Origin of the sequence: Geobacillus sp. FSL W8-1251, assembly GCF_038005945.1 — a bacterium.
In the GTDB taxonomy this organism is placed as follows: domain Bacteria; phylum Bacillota; class Bacilli; order Bacillales; family Anoxybacillaceae; genus Geobacillus; species Geobacillus stearothermophilus.
This window is the reverse complement of record NZ_JBBOUF010000001.1, coordinates 2,344,784-2,363,056: the sequence shown is the minus strand read 5'-3', so window position 1 is coordinate 2,363,056 and position 18,273 is coordinate 2,344,784. Positions and strand designations below refer to the sequence as shown.

Annotated in this window: 15 protein-coding genes and 2 pseudogenes; 1 reads left to right on the top strand and 16 read right to left on the bottom strand. The window is 54.8% G+C overall.

What is annotated here, in order from left to right:
* Positions 1-262: 262 nt before the first annotated feature.
* The 16 genes and pseudogenes from dnaI to NSS88_RS12365 form a co-directional block, all read right to left on the bottom strand.
* Positions 263-1,195 carry a primosomal protein DnaI gene (gene dnaI, locus NSS88_RS12445; protein WP_033010808.1) on the bottom strand — a complete coding sequence of 311 codons (933 nt, stop codon included), beginning with the start codon at positions 1,193-1,195 and terminating at the stop codon, positions 263-265.
* Positions 1,196-1,206: 11 nt separating this feature from the next.
* Complete coding sequence (locus NSS88_RS12440) at positions 1,207-2,598, bottom strand: replication initiation and membrane attachment family protein (protein WP_033014406.1); 1,392 nt, start codon at positions 2,596-2,598, stop codon at positions 1,207-1,209.
* Between the two features lie 105 nt (positions 2,599-2,703).
* A complete protein-coding gene (gene nrdR, locus NSS88_RS12435; RefSeq protein ID WP_033008531.1) occupies positions 2,704-3,165 on the bottom strand; it encodes a transcriptional regulator NrdR in 462 nt (153 codons plus the stop codon).
* A 67-nt stretch (positions 3,166-3,232) separates the two neighbouring features.
* Positions 3,233-3,631 carry a hypothetical protein gene (locus NSS88_RS12430; RefSeq protein WP_033008532.1) on the bottom strand — a complete coding sequence of 133 codons (399 nt, stop codon included), beginning with the start codon at positions 3,629-3,631 and terminating at the stop codon, positions 3,233-3,235.
* A gap of 126 nt (positions 3,632-3,757) precedes the next feature.
* Positions 3,758-4,132, bottom strand: coding sequence for an adenosylmethionine decarboxylase (gene speD, locus NSS88_RS12425; protein WP_033014401.1), 375 nt, complete (start codon positions 4,130-4,132; stop codon positions 3,758-3,760).
* Positions 4,133-4,431: 299 nt separating this feature from the next.
* Positions 4,432-5,340, bottom strand: a pseudogene (locus NSS88_RS16770) (glyceraldehyde 3-phosphate dehydrogenase NAD-binding domain-containing protein).
* A 116-nt stretch (positions 5,341-5,456) separates the two neighbouring features.
* Complete coding sequence (gene coaE, locus NSS88_RS12410; RefSeq protein ID WP_033008536.1) at positions 5,457-6,062, bottom strand: dephospho-CoA kinase; 606 nt, start codon at positions 6,060-6,062, stop codon at positions 5,457-5,459.
* A 28-nt stretch (positions 6,063-6,090) separates the two neighbouring features.
* Positions 6,091-6,915, bottom strand: a complete 825-nt coding sequence (gene mutM, locus NSS88_RS12405) for a DNA-formamidopyrimidine glycosylase (protein ID WP_033014418.1) — start codon at positions 6,913-6,915, stop codon at positions 6,091-6,093.
* A 97-nt stretch (positions 6,916-7,012) separates the two neighbouring features.
* On the bottom strand, positions 7,013-9,649 hold the full coding sequence (gene polA / locus NSS88_RS12400; protein WP_341084846.1) for a DNA polymerase I: 2,637 nt from the start codon (positions 9,647-9,649) through the stop codon (positions 7,013-7,015).
* Positions 9,650-9,712: 63 nt separating this feature from the next.
* Positions 9,713-11,467, bottom strand: a complete 1,755-nt coding sequence (pnpS, locus tag NSS88_RS12395) for a two-component system histidine kinase PnpS (protein WP_339239373.1) — start codon at positions 11,465-11,467, stop codon at positions 9,713-9,715.
* Positions 11,460-12,167 (bottom strand): response regulator transcription factor, encoded by a 708-nt coding sequence (locus NSS88_RS12390; RefSeq protein ID WP_049624516.1) that lies wholly within the window; start codon positions 12,165-12,167, stop codon positions 11,460-11,462. Before NSS88_RS12390 ends, pnpS begins: the two co-directional genes overlap by 8 nt.
* A 168-nt stretch (positions 12,168-12,335) precedes the next feature.
* Positions 12,336-12,803 (bottom strand): annotated as a pseudogene (locus NSS88_RS12385) (MaoC family dehydratase).
* An 81-nt stretch (positions 12,804-12,884) separates the two neighbouring features.
* On the bottom strand, positions 12,885-13,823 hold the full coding sequence (gene mdh / locus NSS88_RS12380) for a malate dehydrogenase (RefSeq protein WP_049624515.1): 939 nt from the start codon (positions 13,821-13,823) through the stop codon (positions 12,885-12,887).
* 24 nt (positions 13,824-13,847) lie between these two features.
* Positions 13,848-15,119: an NADP-dependent isocitrate dehydrogenase gene (gene icd, locus NSS88_RS12375; protein ID WP_339239376.1), complete on the bottom strand. Its 1,272-nt coding sequence runs from the start codon at positions 15,117-15,119 to the stop codon at positions 13,848-13,850.
* Positions 15,120-15,192: 73 nt separating this feature from the next.
* Positions 15,193-16,311, bottom strand: coding sequence for a citrate synthase (gene citZ, locus NSS88_RS12370; RefSeq protein WP_049624513.1), 1,119 nt, complete (start codon positions 16,309-16,311; stop codon positions 15,193-15,195).
* A gap of 281 nt (positions 16,312-16,592) precedes the next feature.
* On the bottom strand, positions 16,593-17,048 hold the full coding sequence (locus tag NSS88_RS12365; RefSeq protein ID WP_044743525.1) for a DUF441 domain-containing protein: 456 nt from the start codon (positions 17,046-17,048) through the stop codon (positions 16,593-16,595).
* A gap of 93 nt (positions 17,049-17,141) precedes the next feature.
* Here NSS88_RS12365 and ytvI point away from each other — a divergent pair, with 93 nt between their 5' ends.
* Positions 17,142-18,260, top strand: coding sequence for a sporulation integral membrane protein YtvI (gene ytvI, locus NSS88_RS12360; RefSeq protein ID WP_033014434.1), 1,119 nt, complete (start codon positions 17,142-17,144; stop codon positions 18,258-18,260).
* Positions 18,261-18,273: the final 13 nt, after the last annotated feature.

Sequence of the window (18,273 nt, the reverse complement as noted above, 5' to 3'; positions counted from 1 at the left end):
CAACACTTGGTTTATATATATGGGGACAATCAGCTGTTTAGACTAAAAAAGCGCAAAACGTCCAACGTTTCCCGCCTACAGGGATGCGCCGCTCGGCGGCTGCGGCGGACGGAGCGCACAGACATTCGCAACGGGTTCATTCGCCAAGATGCCCCGCTCCTTGGCGGCTGGCGGAGAATGCATCCTTTCCGCCCCAGCGCAGAAAAACGGCGCCCCCTTGCGTCAGGGGACGCCGTAAGCGCGCCGTTTGACCGCTTATCCATCATTCGCGGCGGTTTGGCCCGGTAATTTCAACCGGGTGCGCGAGTGAGCGGATCCGCTCCATAATGCGGGCGGCTTTCACTTTTTCTTCCTCGCCGCGCTGCGAATACGTCAAATGGTGGGCGAGCTGCTTCATATCAAAGTTGGAGGTGAAAAAGGTCGGCAAATTTTCAAACATCCGGTATTGCAAAATTGGGCCGAGCACATCGTCGCGCACCCAGCTCGACATCGCCTCCGCTCCAAGGTCATCGAGCATGAGCACCGGCACTTTTTTCACATAATCGAGCTTTTCGTTCATCGTCTGATCTTGCAATGAATGCTTCAGCTCTCGAAACAGCTCCGGCACATAGACGATGAGCGACGGAATGTTCCGTTTCGCCAGTTCATTGGCGATCGCCCCGAGCAAATACGTTTTGCCGACGCCGAACGACCCGTACAAGTACAATCCTTTCATTTTTTTCCCCGGCTCGTACTCCGTCACGAACTTCTCTGCAAACTGGATGGCTTTAATGCGCCCATCGTCGCTAAGATCCACATCCGACAGCGAAGCTTGCAAAATTTCCCGCGGCACGAACATGCTTTGAATGAGCGCTTCCTGCCTTCTCCGTTCATCATCTTGCACTTTTTTCGGGCAGCGGTCGTATTCAACGTCAATTCGCCCGCCGGCGACCACCAAGTTCGGATGATACCCCGGCAACATATTTGGGCATTGCTCGAGCCCTGGGCACTGGCGGCAATGGCCATGTTGCTCGATAAATTCGTACAGCTTCATTAAACTTCGGTCCACCGCATCGCGCGACAGCTGCTGCTCGTGCGCCTGCAAAAACGGCTGCACGTCCGGATGCGTCAAAATATAGCGCCGCATTTGTTCATAGCGCCGCCGGAACCCTTCGTTTCCGAACAGCCGCTGCAACAGTTGATTTACTCGTTCCATCGCCTTTACACCTACGATCCATCACGGTATTTTTTCAGCCGTTCCTCGAGCTCTTTGCGCGCCTGTTCCACATCAAAGTCGTCATCATCCGGTTGGCTGTAATCCATGTTCAGCCAGTCGGGGACGATTTCAGTGCGCACGACTTTGCGCACTGTCCGCGTCCCTTTTTCTTTTTCATTCGCCCAGTTTTGGTACGTCTTTGCTTCCTCTTTAGCCAGCTCCATCGCCTCTTTGACGGTGCGCACCTTTTTGCGCGCCCAATGGCTGGCGATTTTCTCGACATATTTTTTCGATAGTTTCATATTCGTCCGCAGCATGACGTAATAAATCAGCACATTGACGACGCCCGGAAGAAGCTGCTGTTGAAACATAATATCTTCGATCAATTGCAAATCGGCGAGCGACGGCTCCGCTCCCCCGGAAATTTCCTTCAGAAGCTGGCGCGGGGAGATCGTCTCGAGCTGCTTCATCAACGCCTCCTCTTTTGTGCGTGGCTCGATGTATTCCATCGTCCGGTAAGCGAGCGGCTGCACCCGTTCGACAAGGCGCGGGGCGGCGCCGCCGTGCTCGATCTCATACCACTCCCGGGCCGCCCGGCGCAGGGCGTCAATGTCAATCTCGTATGCCGGATCGATGACGCCGAGGACAATTTTTTGCATTTCCAGCGGCGGGATGCCGTACAAAAATGCCAACTTTTTGATCGCTTCTTTCACTTTCGCGGTTACGGCCCGGCGCGGCACCATCTGTTTCGACAAGCCAGCAAAAAAAAGCTCAAAATCAAACACGCCATCATCGAGCGCATACGACGCCTCGTCCCGCCCCATGTGCACTTTTCCATCCGGCGGCTCGAGCTCGCGCCCGGCCTCTTCATTGAATCCCGCGACGATTTGTTCAGCATGAACGGACGAAAATACGTCCGAAAACGCGCGCGTCACCCGGGTGAACTTTGTCTCATCCACAACCGGGCAGGCAAAACAGTCATTCAGCTGGGCAAACATATGACGGCCGACTTGCCGGTACAAAAAGACGCCGAGCATTTCGTCGCGGAAAAATTGATCCGGCGCCAGCGGCGGGCGCAGCTCATACACAAACTGCTTCGGCTCTTCCGCCTCGGGGGCGTGGACGTACGTATTCAGCAGCCCGATGCCTTCGAGCTTCAGCCGCTCGCTGTAAATGTCCGGCAGACCGCACTGCATGAGCGCCATAAGCCGATGGTGGGTCGCTTCCCGGCCGCCAAGCAGCTCGAGCTCCCCCCAAAGCGTCATATATAAGGCGAGCGCACGATGGCCGATCAGCGGCTGATACAGCATAGTCAACACTTTTCGGTCCGCATCGTGCAGCGCAGTGCGGCTTTGCACCATATACCGATCAACGGCCAACAACTCTTTCCAATGGTGTGGCATCGCTCCGACCTTCCATTCTGCCATATTCGTTTCCATCCACCTCTCGCCTTCCCGGCCGAAAAATAAGCTGAAAAAAGGGCCTGCCGCATTCCCGCTCGAGCCCTTTTACCGTTGTCCTTTTTTAATCAGCTCTTTTAGCTCTTCGATAAATACGTTGATATCTTTAAACTGCCGATAGACGGAAGCGAAGCGGACATAGGCCACCTCATCGATGCGCGACAGCCGCTCCATGACCATTTCGCCGATCGTTTCGCTTTTTACTTCCGATACGCCTTGGCTGCGCAGCTCGCGCTCGATTTCCTGCGTCACTTTTTCCAATTGCTCAAGCGCCACCGGCCGTTTTTCACACGCTTTGATCAAACCGCGCAAAATTTTTTCCCGGCTGAACTCCTCGCGCGTCCCTTCTTTTTTGACGACAATCAGCGGCGGTTCCTCGACCCGCTCAAACGTCGTAAATCGATAGTGGCATTGTTCGCACTCGCGCCGGCGGCGAATCGAGCGGCCTTCTTCGGCCGGGCGCGAGTCAAGCACGCGCGTGCCTTGGTGATGGCATGACGGACATCGCATAACATCCACTCCGTTCCTCTTCTTATCTTCTATCATACCGGAATGGCAGATGGCAGACAAGCCATAGTCAGCTATTGAGGCCAGAACCGATATACGGCAGGCGGCCGTCAAGCTTCCGGTATAACTCAAGGATGACCGCCCGGCTGCGGCCAAAATCAAACGGCAAGAACTTTGTCTCGGTCGTCACCGAAAAGTCCACCGCCGTTTCAAACGGGCGGACGGAAATGACGGTGGCGACGATAAACAGCTTGGGGCCGCGCCGCGTTTGGGCGCAAAGCTCGCCGCGCTCTTCGGAAACGGAAAGCAGCTCGGCGTCAGGCAGCGAAGCGAGCAGCTCTTTCACCGCGTCGATGACAGCGCGGTGGGCCGCTTTGTAGTAATGGCTCCGGAGCTCGGCGTCCTCATGGTTTTCCCGCGTTTCGCAATGGTTCGTCAACGCATACTTCAACTTTTTCCACATGCTCATAGCCACGTCTCCCTAATCGTTCTTTTTTTCACCATCATACCATGATTTTGGCCGCCATGGCACCCGCCGAAAGCGTAAAAAAAGGAGCGTCCTGTTTACGCTCCTTTTGCTTCCGTTGTTATGGAATTACAGCGCGTGCGCCTTTTTCACTTCAATCGGGCGCATGCCGCGCGGCAGCTCAATCGTTTCCCGCATTTGCGCGCCAAGCTTTTCGGCGATGTAATCCGCGGCGATGGTCGGGTCTAAATGGCCGCATGTATACACATCAATGCTGGCATAGCCGTGTTCCGGAAACGTATGAATCGTTAAATGGGATTCGGAAATAATGACGACCCCGCTTACGCCTTGCGGAGCGAATTTATGGAACGCGACTTCGCGAATTTCCGCTCCCGACTTTAATGCGGCGTCTACAAACGTTTTTTCAATAAAGTCCATATCGTTCAGTTTGTCAAAGTCGCATCCCCAAAGTTCCGAGATAACGTGACGACCCATCGTATCCATGCGAAAGTCCCCCTTTTAACCAATTTTCTCAAATAAAAAACAGATTTGTAGGTTGCAAAATGGCATGTATAACTACCACGGGGGAAAGTTAGTCCTAAGAGGTCCTAACCCTTTAAGTAGTCACATTACCTTTGCCGTTAAGAAGTTCACGAAACATAGTATACTTTGTTTAGGGGGTTTTTGCAACAGGCTTTTTTAATTTTTCGCATGCCAAAAGGAAAAAGCGCCCACACCGCCACACGGGCGGATCGGACGCTTTGCGCATCTTTTCACGATTGCGAGATTGGAAGAAAAACTGCTTAAGCGCTCACATGAAGACGCTCATTCATTTTGGCGGCGACAAGGCTGGCCAAGTCGACGACGCGGCACGAATAGCCCCACTCGTTGTCGTACCAGGCGAGCACTTTCACTTTCCGGCCGTCAATCACCATTGTCGACAAACCGTCAATGATCGCCGAATGCGGGTTCATGCGGGTTCGTGTTGAAATCGATCGACACAAGCGGCTCCATCGTGAAATCCAAAATGCCTTTCAGCGGACCATTGGCTGCGCGGAGAAGAGCTTCGTTCACTTCCTCGACCGTCACATCCCGCTTGACGTCAACGACCAAATCGACAAGCGACACGTTCGGCGTCGGAACGCGCAACGCCATGCCATGAAGCTTTCCTTGTGAACTACCCACCACCTACACTTCGCTTAGAGGTGGGGGCTTCAAGCGACTTGTGTGTGTTCGCTGAACGGTAAGCCACACACAAGAACCCTTTACGCTTCCCTTCGTTCCGAAGGTGTCCGTTCTAGCCATATTCTATCCTATTCGTTGGCTAACGCCAACCGAAATTCATCTCCCACTTTCACTGGTGCTGGCGCACCTTCACGTTTAGAAGTAGGAGACTTCTTTCGGAGGGAAGTTAAATTTGCCGGTCGCTTCAATCACAATATCAATATCAAGCTCTTTCCACGGCAATTGTTGCGGTCGCGCGAGTTCAGCAATTCCACCTTTTTGCCGTTGACAAGCAATCCGTCTTCCAAAGCGGCGACATCGCCGTCGAATTTGCCGTGGTTGGAGTCGTATTTCACCAAATGGGCTAACGTTTCCGGCGGATAGCTAGCATTCACCGCCACAATTTCAAGGTCGGGAGGATTGATGGCTCTCCGGAATACCATCCGTCCAATTCGTCCGAATCCGTTAATCGCCACTTTCGCCTTCATTCACCTTGTTCCCTTCTCATATATGTTATACTATTTATTTTAATCCACATAAATAGTATATCATATTTTTGTGAAATACGGAGAGCAAAATCAATAAAACGCAGCAAAAAAGACGCCTATTTTCCCAAGGCGTCCCATTGATGCAAAATGGCCAGCAACTGCCGGCGTGTCTCTTCGATCGTCCCGTTGTTGTCAATCACCGCATCGGCCCGTTTCACTTTTTCCGCCATCGGCCACTGGGAGCGGATGCGGGCGAGCGCTTCCTCTTCGGTGAAACCGTTGCGCGCCATGAGCCGGCGGAGCTGAACGTCATCGTCGACGTACACAACAAGCACTTTATCCACCCAATGAGTCAGCCCGCTTTCAAATAACAGCGGAATATCTAGGACGACGGTCTTCGCTCCGGAGCGGATGTGCGCTTCTTTTTCAGCCAGCATTTTTTTCCGCACCGCTGGGTGAACGATGGCGTTGAGCACTTTCCGCTGTTGTTCGTCGTTAAAGACGATCGCCCCGAGTTTGGCTCGGTCGATTTCGCCGTCCGCCCGCAAAATGCCCGGACCGAATGCAGCGACGATTTGCCGGTACGCCTCCTCCCCCGGGCGGACGACGGCGCGCGCCGCCTCATCCGCATCGATGACCGGAAGGCCGAGCTCGCGCATCATCGCGCTGACCGTACTTTTGCCGCTCGCAATTCCACCGGTTAATCCGATCGTGAATGCCATTCGGCACCCCTCCTTTTTTGTCTGCTGCCTAGCGTTGGCAACGCGGGCAATAATGCGTGCCGCGGCCGGCGACAACCATTTTCTCAATCGGGGTGCCGCACCGTTTGCACGGCTCCCCTTTGCGGCCGTATACGAACAGGTGATGCTGGAACATTCCGGCTTCTCCTTGCGTATTCACATACGTGCGCACCGTGCTTCCCCCTTTCATGACCGCCTCGCCGATCGTCGCTACCATTTCTTCGTGCAACCGTGCAAGTTCTTCATCCGTCAGCGAAGCAGCCGGCCGTCCAGGGAGAATGCCGGCGCGAAACAGCGCTTCGTCGACATAAATGTTGCCAAACCCGGCCACGACCGTTTGATCAAGCAACAACGCTTTCACCGTCCGCTTTGTTTTCGCCGCTTTTGCGGCCAACACCGCCGGAGAAAACGCTGGGGACAGCGGTTCCGGCCCTAATTGAGCGAGCGGCGGCCGGCAGTCTGCTTCCTCTTTCGCGTACACGTGCATGGTTCCGAATTTGCGTACATCGCGATAACGAAGCTCACTGCCGTCTGTAAAACGAAACACAATGTGCGTATGCGGTTCAAGCGGCTCATCGGACTGGGCGACCGCGTAGCGCCCCTCCATGCGCAAATGGGAGATGAGCATATCCCGGTCAAGCAAAAATTTCAAAAATTTCCCGCGCCGATCGATGCCGCGCACCGTCTGCCCGGCCAGCCTGGCAGCAAACGCCGCCGGGTCTTGCGGATGACGAATGATATTCGGCCAAAACACCCGCACCTCTTCAATCGTTTTGCCAGCGACAAGCGGCAACAGCGTGCGGCGGATCGTTTCCACTTCCGGCAGTTCCGGCATGGCGCCTCCCTCCTTTTCCTGTTCGTGCACCTGTTTTAAAGCAACAGCTCATTGCGCGGCCCCGTGAAAAACCGAGCAGCTGGCGGGCAGGCCGCTTTTATTTGGCGTCGTACCACGTCGGACCGTAATGGTAATCGACTTTCAGCGGCACGCGGAGTGCGACGGCTTGCTCCATCACCTCTGGAACGAGGCGGCACAGCCGCTCGATTTCCTCTTTCGGCGCCTCCAAAATGAGTTCGTCATGCACTTGCAGCAACAGGCGCGCCTGCAGCCGTTCTTCGCGCAGCCTCACGCTTAGATCGATCATCGCTTTTTTAATAATATCAGCGGCACTCCCTTGGATCGGTGTGTTCATCGCCGTCCGCTCGGCGAAGCTGCGGACGTTGAAGTTGCGGCTTGTAATATCGGGCAAATAGCGGCGCCGATGCAGCAGCGTCGTCACATACCCTTTTTGTTTCGCTTCTTGCACAATGTTGTCCATATATTGCTTTACACCTGGAAAACTAGCAAAATATCGCTCAATAAATTCAGCCGCTTCTTTGCGCGTAATGTTCAAGTTTTGCGCCAGACCGTAATCACTAATGCCGTACACGATGCCAAAATTGACGGCCTTCGCTTGGCGGCGCATGTTGGCTGTCACGTCTTCTTCGCTCACATGGAAAATGTCCATGGCTGTTTTCGTATGGATGTCCAACCCGCGCCGGAACGCTTCAATCAAATTGTCATCTTCCGCGATATGGGCGAGGACGCGCAGCTCAATTTGCGAATAGTCGGCCGCAAAGATGAGCCAGTCCGGCTCCGACGGCACGAACGCCTGGCGGATTTTCCGCCCTTCCTCAAGCCGAATCGGAATGTTTTGCAAATTCGGTTCGACGGAGCTGAGGCGCCCGGTTTGCGTCAACGCCTGATTGAACATCGTGTGCACTTTGCCCGTCACGGGGTGCACCACTTTCAGCAGCCCTTCAATATACGTTGACTGCAGCTTGCCGAGTTGGCGGTAATGCAAAATATGTTCGACGATTTCATGGTGCGGTGCAAGCTTCTCAAGCACATCGGCTGAAGTCGAATAGCCGGTTTTTGTCTTTTTCAACACCGGGAGCTGCAGCTTGTCAAATAAAACCGTCCCGAGCTGTTTCGGCGAGTTAATGTTGAACTCTTGGCCGGCGAGTTCGTAAATGCGCCGCTCGACCGCCTGCAGCTGCTCGGTGAGCTCCGCCCCCATCTGTTCAAGCCGCTTCGTGTCCACTTTCACTCCAGTAAATTCCATATTGGCCAAAATGCCAGCCAGCGGCTGTTCGAGCTCGGTCAGCAGCCGATCTTGTTCGTTGCGGCGCAGTTCGTCCATCAACGGCTCTTCAAGCGCCCAAATGGCCGCCGCCTTGCGGGCGAGATGCTCGGCAAGCATCGGTTCATCAGGAACCGTCCGCTTCGCTCCTTTTCCATAGACCGCCTCATCCGATCGCACCGCCTCGTACTGATGCATTTTCGCCACCGCGGCAACGTCGCCCGCCGCCTGCGCCGGATCGAGCAAGTAAGCGGCCAGCAACAGATCGAACACGACGCCGCGCAGTTCGATTCCTTTCCATTTTAACGCGACGGCCGCCCGCTTTGAATCAAACATCGTTTTTTTCTTCGTCTCATCGCCAAGCCAAGCGAGAAATTTCGGATCGGCGAGCGCCGTCTCCGGGCGCAGGAAAAACCGCCCGCGTTCGTTGGCCAAGGCGATCCCGACAATCGGGGCATGGTGATAGTTGTCGCCCACCACCTCCACGACGAGGGCCGCTTTGTCGGCGAGCATTTCGTCCGTGACGCTGTCGGCGATCGCAAAATCCATCCCGGCGAGCGGCTTTTCGCCTTCATCCGTTTGGACGGCCATCTTGTCGAGAAACGACTGGAATCCGAGCTCCTGAAACAAGGCGACCACTTTTTCCCGGTCTTCTCCTTTGTAGACAATGTCATCGAGCGTCAGCTCAACCGGGGCGTCGCGGCAAATAGCGGCCAGCTGTTTGCTTAAAAGCGCCAAATCCCGGTATTGGCGCAAATTTTCTTTCAGCTTCTCCCCTTTGATCTCATCGATCGATGCCAGTACGTTTTCGACCGTGCCGAATTGCTTGAGCAGCTTGACGGCTGTTTTTTCCCCGATGCCGGGCACGCCAGGGATGTTGTCGGATTTGTCGCCCATCAATCCTTTCAAGTCGACAATTTGCTCCGGGGTGAGGCCGTATTTTTCCACGACCGTCTCCGGCGTGTACGACTCGATGTCGGTAATCCCTTTTTTCGTAATCTCCACCGTCACTTGCGGGGAAGCAAGCTGGGTTAAATCGCGGTCGCCGGAAATGACTTTCACTGCAAACCCTTCTCGCTCAGCCCGCGCCGCCATCGTTCCGATAATATCGTCCGCTTCGTAATGGTCGAGCTCATAGGCGGGGATGCGGTACGCCTTGAGCAATTCGCGCAGCAGCGGAAACTGTTCCGACAGTTCCGGCGGCGTCTGCTGCCGCCCGCCTTTATAGTCTTGGAACGTTTCATGGCGGAACGTCGTTTTCCCGGCGTCAAACGCCACGAGAATGTGGGTCGGCTGCTCTTCCGCCAAAATTTTGTTTAACATCATCGTAAACCCGTAGACTGCGTTCGTATGAATCCCTTTATCGTTATGCAAAAGCGGCAACGCGAAAAAGGCGCGGTACGCCACGCTGTTGCCGTCAATTAAGACGAGCTTGTTTTTCAACATCATCCCTCCTCGGACGTTCCTTGTTCTATTGTACCACGCCGGCGGGCGGCCATAAAAAGAAGCCGGCTACCGCTCCGGCTTCGGGAAATGAATCGTAAACTCGGTGCCGCGCCCGACTTCGCTCGCCACCGTAATGTAGCCGCGATGCGCCTCGACCAAGTGCTTGACGATCGAAAGGCCCAGCCCCGTCCCTCCTGAGTTGCGGCTGCGCGCCTTGTCGACGCGGTAAAAGCGTTCGAAAATGCGCGGGATTTCGTGTTCTTCAATGCCGATGCCGGTATCTTTCACATGGATGAGCACTTCTCCATCATCTGTTTCTTCCGCCCAAACGGCGACGTTCCCCCGTTCCGGCGTGTACGCCAACGCATTGGCGAGCAAATTGAGCAAAATTTGCTTCAGCCGGTTCCTGTCGCCGCGGATCGTCAACCCGGGCGGCGCCTCGGCGCGCAAGTCGATTCCTTTTTCCGCTGCCTGCTTGCGAAACACGGCCACCGCCTCCGCCATCACTTGGGCGACGTCGACGTCCTCCATGTTCAACCGAAACCCTTGCTGCTCAATTTTTGACAGATCAAGCAGCTCCTCAACGAGCGTCTGCAGCCGCTCGCTTTCCTTTAAAATGATGGTCAAAAAATGCTCAAGCGCCGCTTCGTCTTTCATCGCCCCGTCAAGCAGCGTCTCAGCGAATCCGCGGATCGACGTCACCGGCGTTTTCAACTCGTGCGACACGTTGGCGACAAAGTCTTTGCGGATTTGCTCGAGCCGCTTGAGCTCGGTAATGTCGTGGAACACGACGACGATCCCTTTCCATTCGGCGTTCGTGCCGATAATCGGGGCGCCGTACACGTCGAAATGCTTCCGCTCAATGCCGACCGTCAATCGCATTTGCCGGCGGATAGGCGTTTCTGTAATAAAAATGTCGTCAATAAGCCGGACAACGTCGCGGTATGGCAGCACATCGGCATATGGACGGTACAAACAGGCGGATGGCTCAAGATGAAAATAGGTTTGGAACGTGCGGTTGAGCAAATGAACATGCCCGCGATGGTCAATAAACAACAACGCGCTGCCGACGTTTTCAATGAGCGTATGAAGCCGTTCGGTTTGGATTTCTCGCGCCCGGCTCATCTCCTGCAAGTTGCGGGCGAGGCGGTTGATCGAGCGGACGAGCATGCCGGCTTCTTTATATTCGCCTTCAGGCACACGGGCGGCATAGTTGCCTTTTTCGAGTTCAAACGCCGCCTTCGTCGCTGCTTCAATCGGCCGCATATATTGGTTGGTGATTTTAAAGACAAGGGCGATTATGACAACAAGCGCCATGCCGAGGCTGCTCGTGAGCACGCCCCAAATTTGCTGGTTCACTTTTTTCAGCGAGCTCGTCGGCGTGCTTAACACGACATAGCCGTCCCGCTCCGAGCCGCGTCCGTATGGAGCGATGTAATAGTATACATCATTCGCTTTTTCAATAACCGAGAAGCGCGGAAACTGCTGTTTGCGCAAAATGGTGCGGATGATGCGCTCATGGTCTTCATCGCTGATCGCCGCGATGCGCCCACTGTCAAAGAGCACTTGTTCATTTCGGTCAAGCACCGTGATGCGCGATGACAGCTCGTTCCCCATGTCGTGCAAGTCGATGCGAATTTGCTCAAGCGACTCGTTTTCAAGCAAAATGGCGAGCGCTTTCGCCTCTTTTTCCATCCGCTTGTTCATCGTCTCGGCGTAAAACTGTTTGAGCAGTTGTCCAAGCAGCAAACCGAGGGCGATCAAAACCGTGACGATGAGCGTGATGAGCCAAAACAACAGCCGGTTGCGCAAGCTATCCATGCTGCTTGGGCTCCTCCAGTTTGTAGCCGAGGCCGCGCACCGTTTTGATGTATGCCGGTTTTTTCGTGTCCTCTTCGATTTTCTCGCGCAAATGGCTGATATGGACATCGACAATGCGCGTATCGCCGGCAAAATCATAGTTCCATACCGCGCTGAGCAGCTGGTCGCGCGTCAGTACCCGTCCTTTATGCCGCGCCAAATACAGGAGCAGCTCAAATTCTTTCGGCGTCAGCTCGAGCGGCTTGCCGCTGATCGCCGCCTCATATCGCTCTGGAAAAATCTCGAGCCGGCCGACAGAAAGCCGCTCGCCCTCCTCCGCTGCCGGCTGTGCAATCTCCGTACGGCGCAAGATCGCCTTCACCCGCGCAACGACTTCCCGCGGGCTGAACGGCTTGGTCATATAATCGTCGGCGCCAAGCTCGAGGCCAAGCACTTTGTCAAACTCGTCATCGCGGGCCGTCAGCATTAAAATCGGCGTCATGATTTGCTGCTGACGGAGCCGCTTGCACACTTCGACACCGTCAAGCTTCGGCAGCATCAAGTCCAAAATGATGAGCGCCGGCTGTTCGGACGCCACTTTGGCGAGCGCTTCTTCGCCGTCATAGGCAGCCACAACTTGAAAGCCGGCTTTCTCCAAGTTGTACGCCAACAATGTCACGATCGGCTGTTCGTCATCAACGACTAAAATTTTTTTTTCCATGCCGCTCCTCCGTTTCATCCGATAGTTTCTGCCCTTATGATACCATAACTCGCGATTTGTCACGAAAAAAATAAAGAGACTGCTCCCCCGGCGGGCAAGCAGCCCCGCAAGGAACAGTCTCTCGCACGTTGTCGCCGGCTTTTGGCCGCCGGCGAAACACGATTCCGGTCAAAAATTTTCTAAAACCCGGCCATCAAAGCGCGGCAAGGCGTGCGGCGGACAGACGGACAACGTTCCATCCAGCACCGTCTCTGTCCCGCGCGTCGCGGTCACGGCCAAGGTGACGCAATGGCCTTCCTCATCCACCCCGGTCACTTCGAGCAAAAATTCGAGCGTCTCATAATGGTAAACCGGGCGGAGAAAGCGGATGTCCTGCCGGGTGATGTAGCTTCCCGGACCGGGCAAATATTTGGAGACCGCCGACGTAATCATCCCCGTCAGCATAATCGGCGCACAACCGGCTGGCCGAGCGGCGTCTGCAAAGCGTAGTCATGTTGGATGTAAAGCGGGTTGGCATCATCGGTCAGTCCAAGGTAAAGAAGCAAGTCTTTGTCCTCAATGGACGCCTGAAAGACAATTTTTTTCTCCAACCTGAATCTCCCTGATCGTTCTCCCGGGTTTCCGTTTTTTCAACACGTTCCCACCCCTCCTCCCAGAAAGCGCTTTCATTCATCACGGGCAAAAATTCGGGACAGCGCCCGAATTTTCGCCTTTTCGTTATTCCAACACGCGCATGACGTTTTTGACCGATTCGACCGATTTGGCCAGCGCCGCTTTTTCATCTTCGGTCAGCTCGAGCTCGATCACTTTCTCGATGCCGTTGCCGCCCAAGATCGTCGGCACTCCCAGGTAAATCCCTTCATAGCCGTACTCGCCCTCAAGGTAGGCGATCGCCGGCAAAATGCGGCGCTGGTCTTTCAAAATCGCTTCGACCATTTCGACGAGCGAGGCGGCCGGCGCGTAGTAGGCGCTGCCGTTGCCGAGCAAGTTGACGATCTCGCCGCCGCCTTTGCGCGTCCGCTCAACGATGGCGTCCAAACGGGCTTTCGGAATGAGCTTCTCGAGCGGAATGCCGCCGGCGTACGAGTAGCGGACGAGCGGCACCATGTCATCGCCATGGCCGCCCAGCACGAAGCCGGTGACATCTTTCACCGAAATGTTCAGCTCTTGGGCGACGAACGTGCGGAAGCGCGCCGTGTCCAACACCCCCGACTGACCGATGACGCGGTTTTTCGGAAAGCCGGACTCTTTGAAGACCGTGTACGTCATCGCATCGACCGGGTTCGTCAGGACGATGATGTAGCAGTTTGGTGAGTATTTGACGACTTCTTTCGTCACTTGTTTCATAATTTTTTGGTTCGTCGTCACCAAGTCGTCGCGGCTCATCCCCGGTTTGCGGGCGATGCCGGCCGTAATGACGACGATGTCGGAATCGGCCGTGTCGGCATAATCCGACGTACCGATAATGTTGGCGTCAAAGCCGAGCACCGGGCTCGACTCGAGCATGTCAAGCGCCTTCCCTTTCGTCGGATTTTCCAACTGCGGAATATCGACCAATACGATGTCGCCAAGCTCTTTTTGCGCCAGCAGGAACGCTGTCGTCGCCCCCGTGAATCCGGCGCCGATCACCGAGATCTTCTTCCGTTTCATCGCCATCGTTTTGCCAACCATTTCATTAAATTAGTCCATATTGCGGATGAGCGCATCGGCAAATTCCGAACATTTCACTTCGGTTGCCCCTTCCATCAGGCGGGCAAAGTCGTACGTGACGATTTTGGCGGCAATCGTTTTTTCCATCGCCTGGATGATGAGCTTCGCCGCTTCGTTCCAGCCGAGATGCTCAAACATCATGACGCCGGACAAAATGACGGACGACGGATTGACTTTGTCAAGACCGGCGTATTTCGGCGCCGTGCCGTGCGTCGCCTCGAAAATGGCGTGGCCGGTTTCATAGTTGATGTTCGCCCCCGGCGCGATGCCGATGCCGCCGACTTGGGCTGCGAGCGCATCGGAAATGTAGTCGCCGTTTAAGTTCATCGTCGCAATGACGTCAAATTCGCGCGGACGCGTCAAAATTTGCTGCAGGAAGATGTCGGCGATAACGTCTTTGACGATGATTTTGCCGGCTGCTTCCGCTTCCGCCATCGCTTTGTTCGCCGCCTCTTTGCCCTCGGCTTCGACGATCCGATCGTATTGCGCCCACGTGAACACTTTATCGCCGAATTCTTGTTCGGCAAGCTCATAGCCCCAGTTTTTAAACGCGCCTTCCGTGAACTTCATAATGTTCCCTTTATGGACGAGCGTCACCGACTTGCGGCCGTGTTCGATCGCATAGTTGATCGCCGCGCGCACAAGCCGTTTCGTCCCTTGTTCGGAAATCGGCTTAATGCCGATGCCGGACGTTTCCGGGAAACGGATTTTGCGCACGCCCATTTCGTTTTGCAAGAAGTTGATCACTTTTTTCACTTCCGGCGTTCCTTTGGCGTATTCAATGCCGGCGTAAATGTCTTCCGTGTTCTCGCGGAAAATGACCATATCGGTGTCTTCCGGACGTTTGACCGGCGACGGAACGCCAGGAAAGTAGCGGACCGGACGCAGGCAGACAAACAGGTCGAGCTCTTGGCGGAGCGCGACGTTGAGCGAACGGATGCCGCCGCCGACCGGCGTCGTCAACGGCCCTTTAATGGCGATTATGTATTCGCGGATCGTCTCAAGCGTTTCATCCGGAAGCCAGCTGCCCGTCAGCTTGTACGCTTTTTCGCCGGCGAGCACTTCCTTCCAAACGATTTTTTTCTCGCCCTTGTACGCTTTTTCCACCGCTGCTTCCAGCACGCGCGAAGCGGCCGCCCAAATGTCCGGGCCGGTTCCGTCCCCTTCAATGAACGGAATGATCGGATTGTTTGGAACATTGAGCACACCATTGGTGACAGTAATTTTTTCCCCTTGCGTCACGAGTAAAACCCCCAATGCCAGTTTTTTATTGAAAAGGCGTGAAGGCTCACCTTCAACGCCTTGTCCACTTATTTCAGCCGCGCTCGTCGATCGGCACGTACGCCCGCTTGCCCGGGCCGGTGTACTCGGCGCGCGGACGGATGAGACGGTTGTTGTCATATTGTTCCAAAATATGGGCCAACCATCCCGATGTCCGGCTCACGGCAAAAATCGGCGTAAACAAATCATGATCGATTCCTAAACAATGGTAAATCGAAGCGGAATAAAAGTCAACGTTCGGCGGCAACGCTTTTTCCGACGTGACAATTTCCTCGATTTTCGCCGACATTTCGTACCAGTGCGGTTCGCCGACGATCTTCGTCAGTTTTTCCGACATTTTCTTCAAGTGCTTGGCGCGCGGGTCGCCTTTCCGATAGACGCGATGGCCGAAGCCCATAATTTTTTCTTTGTTGGCGAGCTTCGTGCGGATGTACGGCTCGACGTTGTCGACCGTGCCGATTTCCGTCAACATTTTCATCACCGCTTCGTTCGCCCCGCCGTGAAGCGGTCCTTTCAACGCGCCGATCGCCGCCGTGATGCCGGAATAAATATCGGACAGCGTGGCTACGCAGACGCGCGCCGTAAACGTCGACGCGTTCAACTCATGGTCGGCGTGCAGCACGAGCGTCTTGTTGAACGCTTCCGTGGCGATGTCGTCTGGTTCTTTGCCGGTCAGCATATACAAGAAATTGGCGGCAAAGCTCAAATCTTTGCGCGGCGCAACTGGTTCCAACCCTTTGCGCACGCGGGCGAAGGCAGTGACAATCGTCGGAATTTTCGCCTGCAGGCGGATCGCTTTCCGGTAGTTCGCTTCTTTCGTCATCACGTCCGCTTCTTCGTCGTACAGGCCAAGAAGCGAGACGGCAGTGCGCAGCGCGGCCATCGGATGCACGTTCTCAATCGGATAGAGCTTGAAGTGTTCGATGATCTCACGCGGGATGTCGGCATTTTCCGCCAATTGCTGTTTCAGCTCCTCGAGCTGTTCTTTCGTGGGCAGCTCGCGGTGCCAAAGCAAATAAATGACTTCTTCAAAGGAAGCGTTTTCAGCCAAATCGTCGATGTCATAGCCGACATACGTCAATGTATCGTCGATGATTGAGCTGATGCTAGAGGTTGTCGCTACAACTCCTTCCAAACCGCGAGTTACCGTCATGCCAATCTCCCCTTTTCTTTATAGTTCCTCGTTCCTGCTTGCCGCTTTACGGCCGGTGAGCGCTTGCTCGAAACAGGCGCAAAAAACAAGCGCACGCTATCGAAAGTGCTTACATCACCGTGCGGATGCCGCCGCGCTGTGGCGAGGGGGCTCCGTTTGACCCGAAAACTAGCTTACGCCTACTATTATAAATATTATAAACAATTATCAGACTTTTGTGAACGGAAATGTATCGTCCTGGCAAAAGACATTACATAAGAATAACGTTCCCCGTCCCCAGTTCAAAAATATTCTACCATTTTTATGACCATATAGGCAATCCCCGCGCCGATCAACGGGCCGACCGCCACCCCGTGAAACAGCGACACCGCAATGACCGTGCCAAACACAAGCGCCGCGGTGATATGTGGGTCATTCGCCAAAAGCGTCACGCCCCCTTTCGCGATCAACGCAACAAGAATGCCGGATAAAAGCGCCACCCAGGCCGCCAACGATTGCAGCGAGCCGGCAAGCTGCTTAAGGCCGATCTCCCCGGAGGCAATGGGCGCCAGCACGGCGATCGTAATGAGCGTAATGCCCCAGTTGAGGCCTTTGGCATGGATCAACGGGAGCAGCCGCTGATCGAGGCCGGCGAGTTTAATGGCAAGCAGCACGACAATCGCGGCAATAAATGATTTGTTTTTCGCCAATAGGCCGACCAAAAGCAGCCCGAGCAAAAACAAGACGGGTTCGTTCATGATTGTTCGCCCTTTCCTATGAAGCTTGTCTTTTTGCTTCTTCGTAAAGAAACATGTAATATATCAGTATGGAAAACGAGTGGGGGTGAAACATTGTCCCGAATATATGTTGACCGCTTTTTGCGTTTTCTCATCGTCATCGCGATCGTTGCGTTCGGCGCTGCCGCCGCCTACTATGCCGCAACATTGACGTACCCGTTTATCATTGCCTTTTTCATCGCCTTTCTCATCAACCCGGTCGTCGACTTGTTGGAACGAAAGGTGAAAATGCCGCGCTGGCTCGCGGTCAGCGCCACGCTCATCGTCTTGTTCGCCGCTGTCGCCGGGCTGGTGACGCTGTTGATCGCTGAGATCGTTTCGGGAACGCAATATTTGGCCAATGTGGTGCCGGAAAAATTCCAGGCGCTCGTCGCGTACATCGAATCGTTTGCCGCCAATCAGCTTATCCCGCTTTACCAAGACTTGGCCGTCTTGTTTAAAAGCTTGAACGCCGATCAACAAGATACGATCATGCAAAACATTCAGGCGGTCGGAACGCAAATCGCGACGACGGTCGGCGAATTCATTCAGCGCGTGCTGCAAAACATTCCCCAGCTCATCGCCTGGCTGCCAAACGCGGCGACCGTATTTATTTTTTCACTGTTGGCGACCTTTTTCATCAGCAAAGACTGGCACCGCTTAATGCGGATGGCGCAGCGTTGGCTGCCGGCGAAAGCCCGCACGAGCGGGAAAACGGTGTTTTTGGATTTGAAGCGGGCGTTGTTTGGCTTTATTAAAGCGCAAGCGACGCTCATTTCGATTACGACGGTCATCGTGTTGATCGGCTTGCTCATTTTGCGCGTCGATTACGCGATTACGATCGCGTTGATCATCGGCTTTGTCGATATTTTGCCCTACCTCGGGACCGGCATCGTCTTCGTGCCTTGGATCATTTACGCCGCCATCAGCGGCGACATCCCGTTTGCGATCGGGCTCGGCGTTTTGTATATCGTCGTTCTCGTCCAACGGCAAATTATGGAGCCGAAAGTGCTCTCCTCCTCGATCGGGCTCGACCCGCTCGCGACGCTCATCGCCTTGTTTGTCGGCTTCAAGCTGCTCGGCTTCCTCGGCCTCATCGCCGGTCCGGTCGCGCTCGTCATCATCCGCGCGCTCCACAGCGCCAACGTCTTCCGCGACATTTGGCGCTTTATCGTCGGCAGGCCGACTTTGTAAAAAACAGCCTTGG

Coding starts and splice junctions, on each gene's coding strand:
- dnaI (WP_033010808.1), bottom strand. CDS start 1,195: ATGGAACGAGTAAATCAACTGTTGCAGCGGCTGTTCGGAAACGAAGGG.
- NSS88_RS12440 (WP_033014406.1), bottom strand. CDS start 2,598: ATGCCACACCATTGGAAAGAGTTGTTGGCCGTTGATCGGTATATGGTG.
- nrdR (WP_033008531.1), bottom strand. CDS start 3,165: ATGCGATGTCCGTCATGCCATCACCAAGGCACGCGCGTGCTTGACTCG.
- NSS88_RS12430 (WP_033008532.1), bottom strand. CDS start 3,631: ATGAGCATGTGGAAAAAGTTGAAGTATGCGTTGACGAACCATTGCGAA.
- speD (WP_033014401.1), bottom strand. CDS start 4,132: ATGGATACGATGGGTCGTCACGTTATCTCGGAACTTTGGGGATGCGAC.
- coaE (WP_033008536.1), bottom strand. CDS start 6,062: ATGGCATTCACGATCGGATTAACCGGTGGAATTGCGAGCGGCAAAAGT.
- mutM (WP_033014418.1), bottom strand. CDS start 6,915: ATGCCGGAACTGCCGGAAGTGGAAACGATCCGCCGCACGCTGTTGCCG.
- polA (WP_341084846.1), bottom strand. CDS start 9,649: ATGATGTTGAAAAACAAGCTCGTCTTAATTGACGGCAACAGCGTGGCG.
- pnpS (WP_339239373.1), bottom strand. CDS start 11,467: ATGGATAGCTTGCGCAACCGGCTGTTGTTTTGGCTCATCACGCTCATC.
- NSS88_RS12390 (WP_049624516.1), bottom strand. CDS start 12,167: ATGGAAAAAAAAATTTTAGTCGTTGATGACGAACAGCCGATCGTGACA.
- mdh (WP_049624515.1), bottom strand. CDS start 13,823: ATGGCGATGAAACGGAAGAAGATCTCGGTGATCGGCGCCGGATTCACG.
- citZ (WP_049624513.1), bottom strand. CDS start 16,311: ATGACGGTAACTCGCGGTTTGGAAGGAGTTGTAGCGACAACCTCTAGC.
- NSS88_RS12365 (WP_044743525.1), bottom strand. CDS start 17,048: ATGAACGAACCCGTCTTGTTTTTGCTCGGGCTGCTTTTGGTCGGCCTA.